The 10,718-nt window shown below is 75.5% G+C and carries 7 protein-coding genes and 1 riboswitch; of the genes, 6 read left to right on the top strand and 1 reads right to left on the bottom strand.

The features are described from left to right. Positions 1-194: 194 nt before the first annotated feature. The 6 genes from OO57_RS36365 (at position 195) to OO57_RS36390 (ending at position 9,418) form a co-directional block, all read left to right on the top strand. Positions 195-2,447, top strand: coding sequence for a cellulose binding domain-containing protein (locus tag OO57_RS36365; protein WP_033257094.1), 2,253 nt, complete (start codon positions 195-197; stop codon positions 2,445-2,447). A 157-nt stretch (positions 2,448-2,604) separates the two neighbouring features. Next, positions 2,605-2,687, top strand: a riboswitch (cobalamin riboswitch). A gap of 53 nt (positions 2,688-2,740) precedes the next feature. Beyond that, on the top strand, positions 2,741-3,709 hold the full coding sequence (locus OO57_RS36370; protein ID WP_033257096.1) for a cobalamin biosynthesis protein: 969 nt from the start codon (positions 2,741-2,743) through the stop codon (positions 3,707-3,709). A 121-nt stretch (positions 3,710-3,830) separates the two neighbouring features. After that, the gene (locus OO57_RS36375; RefSeq protein ID WP_033257097.1) at positions 3,831-5,381 is read left to right on the top strand and encodes a cobyric acid synthase; all 1,551 of its coding nucleotides are present in this window, start codon (positions 3,831-3,833) and stop codon (positions 5,379-5,381) included. A 35-nt stretch (positions 5,382-5,416) separates the two neighbouring features. Beyond that, entirely contained in the window at positions 5,417-7,435 is a 2,019-nt protein-coding gene (locus OO57_RS36380; RefSeq protein WP_051778705.1) for a putative cobaltochelatase, read from the top strand. Positions 7,436-7,440: 5 nt separating this feature from the next. After that, positions 7,441-8,037, top strand: coding sequence for a cob(I)yrinic acid a,c-diamide adenosyltransferase (gene cobO / locus OO57_RS36385; protein ID WP_033257101.1), 597 nt, complete (start codon positions 7,441-7,443; stop codon positions 8,035-8,037). Between the two features lie 13 nt (positions 8,038-8,050). Next, complete coding sequence (locus tag OO57_RS36390; protein ID WP_033257099.1) at positions 8,051-9,418, top strand: cobyrinate a,c-diamide synthase; 1,368 nt, start codon at positions 8,051-8,053, stop codon at positions 9,416-9,418. A 75-nt stretch (positions 9,419-9,493) separates the two neighbouring features. Here OO57_RS36390 and OO57_RS36395 read toward each other — a convergent pair. Then, a partial coding sequence (locus OO57_RS36395; protein ID WP_158715367.1) for a DUF4190 domain-containing protein occupies positions 9,494-10,718 on the bottom strand: 1,225 nt, incomplete at its 5' end.

The following is a 10,718-nucleotide window of genomic DNA, read 5'->3' on the forward strand; positions in this document are numbered from 1 at the left end:
GGTCGGGGCGGGTCGGGTCGGGGCGGGTCGGGTCGAACTCTTCGCCAACTCGCCTTGTCAGCAAGGTGGTTGACCGGAGAAGGTGCGAAAGTTTCGCAGCCGGGGGACGGAAGGCTTGACGGTGTCCGGTCGCTCTGGCTGGATTCAGTGGGAGCGCTCCCAGTCAATCGTCCCCACTCCTCGGAGGAGCAACGATGGCAGGACACCGCAGACGACGGGCGCTGCGCCCGGGTGCGGCGCTGGTGGCCGGTGCGCTGGCCGCGGCCGGTGCGGGCTGGGCGGGGCAGCAGGCGGGCGCGGCCTCGGCCGGGTGCCGGGTCGACTACACCGTCAGCAGCGCCTGGCAGGGCGGCTTCGGCGCCAACGTCCAGATCACCAACCTCGGTGACGCCGTGACGAGTTGGACGCTCCAGTGGTCGTTCGGCAACGGCGAGCAGGTCACCCAGGCCTGGAACGCGGACGTGACGCTCGGCAGCAGCCAGGTCACCGCGAAGAGCCTGTCCTACAACGGCGCGGTGGCGAACGGCGGCGCCGTGAGCTTCGGCTTCAACGGCTCGGTGCCGGGCGCGGGAACGACCGGGGTGCCGGCCTCGTTCACGTTCAACGGCACGCTCTGCACCGGGAGTTCGGGCGGCACCGCGTCCCCGTCGCCGAGCCCGTCGCCGAGCGCGTCGACCAGCACCCCGCCGCCCGCCGGGCAGGGGCGGCAGGTGGAGAAGCTGGACCGCGGGCTGGTCTCGGTGCGCAGCGGCACGGGCAACCTGGTGTCCTGGCGCTGGCTGGCCACCGACCCGGACGGCGTCGCGTTCAACGTGTACCGGGACGGCGCCAGGGTGAACTCCGCGCCGCTGGCCACCGCCACCGACTACCTGGACGGCGGCGCGCCGGCGGGCGCCTCGTACACGGTGCGCGCGGTGGTGGACGGCGTCGAGCAGGCCGCCTCGCCCGCCTCGGTCGGCTTCGCGGACGGCTACCGGGACGTGCCGGTCTCCCCGCCGCCCGGCGGGTCGAACGCGAGCGGCTCCTACACGTACGAGGCGAACGACGCGAGCGTCGGCGACCTGGACGGCGACGGGCAGTACGAGTTCGTGCTGAAGTGGAACCCGACCGACGCCAAGGACAACTCGCAGTCGGGCTACACCGGCGACACCTACCTGGACGCGTACGAGCTGGACGGCACCCGGCTGTGGCGGATCGACCTGGGGCGCAACATCCGCTCGGGCGCGCACTACACGCAGTTCCAGGTGTACGACTACGACGGCGACGGGCGGGCCGAGGTCGCCGTGAAGACCGCGGACGGCACGGTGGACGGCGCCGGGCGGACCATCGGCAGCGCCACCGCCGATTACCGCAACTCCAGCGGGTACGTGCTGTCCGGCCCGGAGTACCTGACGGTCTTCGACGGGCGCAGCGGCGCCGCGCTGCAGACGGTGAACTACGACCCGCCGCGCGGCACCGTCTCGGCGTGGGGCGACTCGTACGGCAACCGGGTCGACCGGTTCCTGGCCGGGACGGCGTACCTGGACGGTTCGCGCCCGTCCATCGTGATGGCCCGCGGCTACTACACCCGCACCGTCGTCACGGCCTGGGACTGGCGCGGCGGCAAGCTCACCGAGCGGTGGAAGTTCGACTCCGACGCCTCCGGCAACGGCGCGTACGCGGGCCAGGGCGACCACCAGTTGGCGGTCGCGGACGTGGACGGCGACGGGAAGGACGAGATCGTCTACGGGGCGATGGCCCTGGACGACAACGGGCGCGGGCTGTGGAACACCGGGCAGGGGCACGGCGACGCGATGCACGTCGGCGACCTCGACCCGAGCCGTCCGGGCCTGGAGGAGTTCAAGGTCGACGAGGGCACCACCAAGTACTCCGCCTGGTTCGCGGACGCGAGAACCGGCCAGATCCTGTGGCGCCAGCCCGACTGCGGCTGCGACAACGGACGCGGCGTCTCCGACGACGTGTACGCGGGCAGCCCGGGCGCCGAGTCCTGGTCCTCCGGGGTCAGCGGCCTGTACGGCGTCAAGGGGCAGGACATCGGCCGCAAGCCGGGTTCGGCGAACTTCACGCTCTGGTGGGACGGCGACCCGGTGCGCGAACTGCTCGACGGCACCCACGTCGACAAGTACGGGACCGGCGGTGACACCCGGCTGCTGACCGCCTCCGGCGTGCACTCCAACAACACCACCAAGGCGACCCCGTCGCTGTCCGCCGACCTGTTCGGCGACTGGCGCGAGGAGGTCGTGTGGCCCACCACCGACAACCGGGCGCTGCGGATCTACTCCACGCCGGTACCGACCTCGCTGCGGATCACCACGCTGATGCACGACGTGCAGTACCGGGAGGCGGTGGCCTGGCAGAACACCGCGTACAACCAGCCGCCGCACCCGGGCTTCTTCCTCGGCGACGGCATGCCGACCGCGCCGCGGCCCGTCGTGCACACGCCCTGAGCACGCCCTGAGCCCGGGGCACCTGCCCTGAGCTGCGGCCTCGGCCCCGCCGGTCCGTTCGGCGGGGCCGAGGCCGTGTGTGACCTAACCCTCCACCGCCCCGGTTGACTGCCCCGAAGCGGGCGTGGTGGGATCTTCGGGCCAAACGGAGGCAAGCAGAGGAAGCCGGTGCGAGTCCGGCGCGGTCCCGCCACTGTGACCGTTCACCCCGCGCGGGGGTGACCGGAAGTCAGGAGACTCTGGCCCCCGTTCCGTCGATCCAGGGCGCGGACCCTGAGTGAGGACACGACGCCATGCGGGCTGCCCCGTACCTGGTGGGCGCGGCCGCGGGATACCTCGCGGACGCCCGGTTCGGAGACCCCCGGCGCGGACACCCCGTCGCCCTGTTCGGCGCCGCCGCGGCCCGCCTGGAGCGCCGCCTGTGGCGCGACCACCGCGGCGCCGGGGCGCTGCACACCGCGCTCGCGGTCGGTGCGGTCGCGGGCGCGGCCGGGCTGGCCGTCCGGGCGGTGCGGCGCTCGCCGGCGGCGGCGGGCGTGCTGGCCGCCGCGGCGACCTTCACGGTGCTCGGCGGGACGTCGCTGACCCGGGAGGCGGCGGCGATCGGCCGCTCGCTGGCGGACGGCGACCTGGCGGCCGCCCGGGAGCGGCTGCCGCACCTGTGCGGGCGCGACCCGTCCGGCCTGGACGAGCAGCAGGTGGCGCGGGCGGTGGTCGAGTCCGTCGCCGAGAACACCGCCGACGCGGTGGTCAACGCCCTGGTGTGGGGCGGCGTCGCGGGCGTCCCCGGGCTGCTGGCGTTCCGGGCCGCGAACACGCTGGACGCGATGGTGGGGCACAGGTCGGCGCGCTACCGCCGCTTCGGCTGGGCCTCGGCCCGGCTGGACGACGTCGCGGGCTGGCCGGGCGCCCGGCTGACGGCGCTGCTGACCGTCGCCGCGTCCGACGCCCCGGCCCGGACGTGGCGGGTCTGGCGGCGGGACGGCTCCGCGCACCCGAGCCCCAACGCGGGCCAGGCCGAGGCCGCGTTCGCGGGCGCGCTGGGCGTGCAGCTGGGCGGGACGCTGCGCTACGGCGAGCGGGTCGAGCACCGGCCCGTGCTGGGCGCGGGCCTGCCGCCGGTCGGCACCGCCGACATCGAGCGCGCCTGCCGCCTCTCGCGCCGGGTCGGCGCGCTCGCCCTGGCCACCACGCTGGGCCTGCGGGCGCTGGGTGCGCGGACGCTGGGCGTGCGGACGCTGGGTGCGCGGGCGCGCGGGTGAACCCGGCCCGGCGTGGACGCGTGCGGCAACTGACTGTGATGACGCGGGATTTCGACGTGCTGCCTTCCGCTGCGCGCAGTTCCTCGCGCCCCTGGCGGGGCGCAGTGAAAGGAGTACGCCGGTGAACGGCGCGCTGTTGGTGGCCGGTACGACCTCGGACGCCGGGAAGAGTGTGGTGACGGCGGGGATCTGCCGCTGGCTGGCCCGGCAGGGGGTGCGGGTGGCGCCGTTCAAGGCGCAGAACATGTCGCTGAACTCCTTCGTGACGGCCGACGGCGCGGAGATCGGGCGGGCGCAGGCGATGCAGGCGCAGGCGGCGGGGGTGGCGCCGGAGGCGGCGATGAACCCGGTGCTGCTGAAGCCGGGCGCGGACGGGCGCAGCCAGGTGGTGCTGCTGGGGCGGCCGGTCGCGGAGGTCGGGGCGCTGGACTACCGGGAGCGCAAGCCGGTGCTGCTGGAGCGGGCGTTGGAGTGCCTGGCGGACCTGCGGGCGCGCTTCGACGTGGTGGTGTGCGAGGGCGCGGGCTCCCCCGCGGAGATCAACCTGCGGGAGGGGGACATCGCCAACATGGGCCTGGCGACGGCGGCCCGGCTGCCGGTCGTGGTGGTCGGGGACATCGACCGCGGCGGGGTGTTCGCGTCGATGTTCGGGACGCTGGCGCTGCTGTCGCCGCAGGACCAGTCGCTGGTCGCGGGCTGGCTGGTCAACAAGTTCCGCGGTGACGCCCGGCTGCTGGAGCCCGGGTTGGAGATGCTGCGGCAGCTGACCGGCCGTCCGGTGCTGGGCACGCTGCCGATGCTGCCGGGCCTGTGGCTGGACGCGGAGGACTCGCTGGGCCTGGCTGCGGTGGCGTCCCGCCCGGCGGCGGGCGGGCCGGTGGGCGCTCAGGTGCTGCGGGTCGCGGTGGTGCGGCTGCCGCGGCTGTCGAACTTCACGGACGTGGACGCGCTGGCGCAGGAGCCGGGCGTGCTGGTGCGCTGGGTGACCCGCCCGGAGGAGCTCGCGGACGCGGACCTGGTGGTGCTGCCCGGCACCCGGGCGACCGTCGCCGACCTGGCGTGGCTGCGCGCGCAGGGCCTGGCCGGGCCGCTGGCGGCGCGGGCCGCGGCGGGGCTGCCGGTGCTGGGGGTGTGCGGCGGCTACCAGATGCTGGGCCGGGAGGTCGTGGACGGCGTGGAGTCGAAGTCGTCCGGCCCGGTGGCGGGTCTGGGGCTGCTGCCGACCCGGGTGGTGTTCGGCGCGGAGAAGGTGCTGGCCCGGCCGTCGGGGGTGGCGCTGGGCGAGCCGGTGGAGGGGTACGAGATCCACCACGGCGTGGTGGCGGTGGAGGGCGGCGAGCCGTTCGTCACCGACGCCGCCGGGCGGCCGCTGGACGGCTGCCGGGCGGGCGCGGTGTGGGGCACCACCTGGCACGGGCTGCTGGAGAACGACGCCTTCCGGCGGGCCTTCCTGGCCGAGGCGGCCCGCGCCGCCGGGCGGTCGTTCGTCCCGGCGCCGGACACCTCCTTCGCCGCCGCCCGCGAGCGGCAGTTGGACGCGCTGGGCGACCTGGTCGCCGAGCACGCCGACACCGACGCGCTGTGGAAGCTGATCGAGAACGGGGCACCGGCGGGTCTGCCGTTCGTGCCGCCCGGGGCCCCGGCCCCGCTGACGATGGGGAGTGCCGAGTGACCGAGGCCCGTTATCCGTTCACGGCGATCGTGGGCATGGACGACCTGCGGCTGGGGCTGCTGCTGAACGCGGTCTCGCCCGCCGTGGGCGGGGTGCTGGTGCGGGGCGAGAAGGGCACGGCGAAGTCGACGATGGTGCGGGCCCTGGCCGGGCTGCTGCCGTCGATCGCCACCGTCGCGGGCTGCCGGTTCGCCTGCGACCCGGCCGCGCCGGACCCGCAGTGCCCGGACGGTCCGCACCCGGGCGCCGCGGCGGCCGAACGGCCCGCGCACCTGGTCGAGTTGCCGGTGGGCGTCGCCGAGGACCGGGTGGTCGGCTCGCTGGACCTGGAGCGGGCCCTCGCCGAGGGCGTGCAGGCGTACGAGCCGGGCCTGCTGGCGAAGGCGCACCGCGGCGTGCTGTACATCGACGAGGTCAACCTGCTCCAGGACCACCTGGTGGACCTGCTGCTGGACGCGGCGGCGATGGGCCGCTCGTACGTGGAACGCGAGGGCGTGTCGGTGCGGCACGCGGCCCGGTTCCTGCTGGTCGGGACGATGAACCCGGAGGAGGGCGAGCTGCGGCCGCAGTTGCTGGACCGGTTCGGCCTGACGGTGGAGATCGCCGCGACCCGGGACGCGGACGAGCGCGCCGAGGTGGTGCGGCGGCGGCTCGCGTACGACGCCGACCCGGCCGGTTTCGCGGCCCGCTGGGACGGGCGGGAGCGCGAACTCGCCGAACGGATCACCGCCGCCCGGGAGTTGCTGCCCGACGTCGAGCTCTCCGACCCGGCGCTGCGTCAGATCACCGCGGTGTGCGCCGCGTTCGAGGTGGACGGCCTGCGGGCGGACATCGTGATGGCCCGCACCGCGGTGGCGCTGGCCGCCTGGGCGGGACGCACCGCCGTGCTGGAGGAGGACGTCCGCAAGGCGGCGCAGCTGGCGCTGCCGCACCGGCGGCGGCGCAACCCGTTCGACGCGCCCGGGCTGGACGAGGAGCAGCTGGACGAGACGCTGGCCGAGCACCGGGCGCCGGAAGGGCCGGAGGGCGAGGGGGCGGAAGGGCCGGACGAGGGGCCGGACGACGACGGGCCGGGGAGCGGGCCCGGGGGCGGCGGGCCGGACGGCGGCGGCGCCCCTGCGCCCGACACCTCCGACTCCCCTGCCGGTGAAGCGAGTTCGGACGACGTCGCCGCCCCGCCGCGGCAACGCCCGGGCGGCTCGCGGGAGTCGGCGCCGGTCGCGGCCGACCGGCCGTACCGCACCCGGCTGTTCGAGGTGGACGGCACCGGCCGCGGCGCCCAGGGACGGCGCTCCCCCGCCGAGACGGCGGCCGGGCACACCGTCCGGGCCCGCCGCCCGCGGGGCAGGCTGGCGCGGCTGCACCTGAGCGCGACGCTGCGCGCGGCGGCCCCGCACCAGCTCGCGCGCGGGCGCAGCGGGCGGGCGCTGGTGCTGCGCCGGGACGACCTGCGCGAGCAGGTGCGCCGGGGCCGGGAGTCGAACCTGGTGCTGTTCGTGGTGGACGCCTCCGGGTCGATGGCGGCCCGGCAGCGGATGACGGCGGTCAAGGGCGCGGTGCTGTCCCTGCTGATGGACGCCTACCAGCGGCGCGACAAGATCGGCCTGGTGACGTTCCGGGGCGCGGGCGCGGAGCTGGCGCTGCCGCCGACCTCCTCGGTGGAGGTCGGCGCGGCCCGGCTGGAGCAGCTGCCGACCGGCGGCCGGACGCCGCTGGAGGCGGGCCTGCTGCGGGCGCACGAGGTGCTGCGGGTCGAGCGGCTGCGCGACCCGGACCGGCGCCCGCTGCTGGTGGTGGTGACCGACGGCCGGGCCACCGGCGGGCAGGACGCCCTGCCGCGGGCCCGCCGGGCGGCCGGGCTGCTGGCTGCGCAGGGCGTGGCCGCGGTGGTGCTGGACTGCGAGTCGGGCCCCGTCCGGCTGGGCCTGGCAAGGGAGTTGGCGGCGCACCTGCACGGCGAGGCGGTCAGCCTGGACGACCTGCGGGCCGAAGGGGTGGCCTCGCTGGTGCGCGAAGCACGGACCACGATGACGACGACGCGAAAGGCGGCGTGAGCAGCATGCCCAAGGGAGTGGCGGAGAACGTCCCGGACGACGGCCTGACGACCCGGCAGCGCCGGACCCAGCCGGTCACGGCGGTGCACACCGGGCCGGGCAAGGGGAAGTCGACGGCGGCGTTCGGGATGGCGCTGCGGGCCTGGAACCAGGGCTGGCCGATCGGGGTGTTCCAGTTCGTCAAGTCGGCGAAGTGGAAGGTCGGCGAGGAGAACGCGCTGCGGGTGCTCGGCGAGTCCGGGCAGGGCGGCCCGGTGGCCTGGCACAAGATGGGCTCGGGCTGGTCATGGGTGCAGCGCGACATCGAGTCCTCCGAGGAGGCGGCGCGGGAGGGCTGGGAGCAGGTCAAGCGTGACCTGGCGGCCGAGACGTACCGGTTCTACGTGCTGGACGAGTTCACCTACCCGCTGCACTGGGGGTGGATCGACGTGGCGGAGGTGGTCGAGGTGCTGCGCAGCCGCCCGGGCAGCCAGCACGTGGTGGTGACGGGCCGGTACGCGCCCGAGCCGCTGCTCGAACTGGCCGACCTGGTCACCGAGATGACGAAGGTGAAGCATCCGATGGACGCGGGCCGCAAGGGCCAGCGCGGTATCGAGTGGTAGCGAGTTGAGCGACATGGTTCCCCGCCTGGTGGTGGCCGCGCCGTCCTCCGGGGCGGGCAAGACCACCGTGGCCACCGGCCTGATCGCGGCGCTGGCCGCGCGCGGGCTGAAGGTCTCCCCGCACAAGGTCGGCCCCGACTACATCGACCCCGGCTACCACGCGCTGGCCGCCGGGCGCCCGGGCCGCAACCTGGACGCCTGGATGAGCGGCCCCGAGCGGATCGCTCCGCTGTTCGCGCACGGCGCGGCCGGGGCGGACGTCGCGGTGGTCGAGGGCGTGATGGGCCTGTACGACGGGGCCGCCGGGCGGGGCGAGCTGGCGTCCACGGCGCAGGTCGCGAAGCTGCTGCGGGCACCGGTGGTGCTGGTGGTGGACGCCTCCTCGCAGTCCCGGTCGGTGGCGGCGCTGGTGCACGGCTTCGCGTCCTGGGACCCGCAGGTGCGGCTGGCCGGGGTGATCCTGAACAAGGTCGCCTCGGACCGGCACGAGACGCTGCTGCGCGAGGCCCTGGAGGAGGGCTCGGGCGTCCCGGTGCTGGGCGCGGTGCGCCGCGCCGGGGCGGTCGACACGCCGTCCCGGCACCTGGGCCTCGTCCCGGCCGTGGAGCGCTCCGCGGAGGCCCTGCGGGCGGTCCGCGAGATGGGCGAACTGGTGGCCGCCTCCGTCGACCTGGACGCGGTGCTGGCCCTGGCCCGGACCGCCCCGCCGCTGACCGACGCCCCCTGGGACGCGGCGGCCGAGGTCGAACCGCTCGACGGCCCCCGGCCGCGGATCGCCCTGGCGGGCGGCGCCGCGTTCTCCTTCTCGTACGCGGAGAACGCCGAACTGCTGGCCGCCGCCGGGGCCGAAGTGGTGCCCTTCGACCCGCTGCACGACGAGCAACTGCCGGAGCGGACGGCCGCGTTGGTGATCGGCGGCGGCTTCCCCGAGGTGTACGTCTCCGAGCTGAGCGCCAACGCGGCGCTGCGCGCGGCGGTCGCCGAACTGGCCGCGGCCGGGGCGCCGGTGGTCGGCGAGTGCGCCGGACTGCTGTACCTGGGGCGGGAGTTGGACGGCCTGCCGATGTGCGGAGTGCTGGACACCACGGCCCGGATGACCCCCCGGCTGACCCTCGGCTACCGGGAGGCGGTGGCCCTCGCCGACTCGCCGCTCGCCGCCGCGGGCTCCCGGGTCCGCGGCCACGAGTTCCACCGCACCACCACCGACCCGCCCGCCGGCCCCTCCCCCGCCTGGGCCTGGCGCACCCCCGCCGGCCCCCGCACCGAGGGCCACCTGCACGGCCCGGTCCACGCCTCCTACCTGCACCTCCACTGGACCGGCGCCCCCGCCCTCCCCTCCCGCCTGGTGCGGCACGCCGCCGCCTGGGACCGGAGCCGGTGACGCGGACGGGGGCACGGCCCTCCTGAAGCCGGTGCCGCGGACGGGCGGACGAGCGGACGAGCGGACGGGCCGGGGTCAGACCAGCTGGTCCGAGGGGTCCTTGACGGGCCCCTCGTCCGCGGTGGCCAGCTTCAGGGCGCGGCGCAGGGCGAGGATGTCGTCGTCGCCGAGGTGCTCGTGGGCGGTCGAGATCTCCTCCTCGATGGTGTCGCTGTCCTTGGCGGCCGCGGCGGCCCGGAAGTGCCGGGCGGCGACCTCGGTCTCCTCGGCCAGCCGGGTGACGGTCGACTTGTCGACGTTGCTCCAGTGCGCGGCCTTCAGCATCGCGGCCTGCTTGTCGGCCCCGGCGGCCAGCTTGCCGGCCCAGGTGCGGAAGGCCTCCGGGTCGTCCGCGACCTCGAGGTCCTCGTCCGGCTCGTCGATCCAGAGCCGGTCGAACTGGTCGGTGGCCTCCAGGAACTGCACCTGGTCGGAGGTCAGGTTGCTGCGGTCCTTGCGCATCGAACTCGTGACCGGGTCCTCCGACTTGAGGAAGCAGACGATCCGGCGGCCGCCGACCACGTCCCAGGTGTCCCGGTCCGGGTAGGCGAACGGGAAGTCCGTCGTCTCCGGGATCGACCACGTGTCCATCACGTACTCGTCCAGGTGGTGCGAGCAGAGCTCGTCGGCCTCGTCCTTCAGCACCTTCTCGCCCGGGTAGCCGCCCTGCGAGGCGGACGCGCCGCTCCAGAACACCTCGGCGTCGTGGAGCGCCGAGCAGTCGGGCTTCTTGGACGCGATCATGCCCGTCAGGTTGGCGCAGTCGCCGATGTTCAGCTGCAGCGGCGAGAGCGGTGACAGCTCGCTGCCACCGGCGTGGTGGGTGGCGCTGCTGCCCGGGGAGGAGTCGCCGTCGTCCTCGTACTCGTCCGCGAAGGCGCCGCCCACGATCGCCAGGACCAGGAGCAGCAGCCAGACCGTGCCGATCACGATGGCCGAGACCGCCATGGCCTTGCCGCGCTCACCGGTCCGCTTGATCTGGACCAGCGCGGCGATGCCCAGGCCGATCCCGACGATGCCCAGGTAGCACAGGAAGCTCACCACCAGCGCGGCGATCGCCAGCCCGTTGTTGTACAGCGACCGCGGCGGCTGCGGGTAGCCCGGCCAGGCGCCCGGGTACCCCGGGTAGCCGGGCGCCTGGCCGGGCACCTGGGCCGCGCCCGGCGGGTAGGCGCCGCTCCCCCACGGCTGGTGGACACCGGCGGGGGCCCACGGGTTCGCGGGCGCGGCCGGGGTGGGAGCAGGGGCGGGGGTGGGGGCC

This window comes from Kitasatospora phosalacinea, assembly GCF_000717185.1.
GTDB lineage: Bacteria > Actinomycetota > Actinomycetes > Streptomycetales > Streptomycetaceae > Kitasatospora > Kitasatospora phosalacinea_A.

Bases quoted from the DNA above. Each gene is read 5' to 3' on its own strand.
- OO57_RS36365 (WP_033257094.1), top strand. From the start codon at position 195: ATGGCAGGACACCGCAGACGACGGGCGCTGCGCCCGGGTGCGGCGCTG.
- OO57_RS36370 (WP_033257096.1), top strand. From the start codon at position 2,741: ATGCGGGCTGCCCCGTACCTGGTGGGCGCGGCCGCGGGATACCTCGCG.
- OO57_RS36380 (WP_051778705.1), top strand. From the start codon at position 5,417: ATGGACGACCTGCGGCTGGGGCTGCTGCTGAACGCGGTCTCGCCCGCC.
- cobO (WP_033257101.1), top strand. From the start codon at position 7,441: ATGCCCAAGGGAGTGGCGGAGAACGTCCCGGACGACGGCCTGACGACC.
- OO57_RS36390 (WP_033257099.1), top strand. From the start codon at position 8,051: ATGGTTCCCCGCCTGGTGGTGGCCGCGCCGTCCTCCGGGGCGGGCAAG.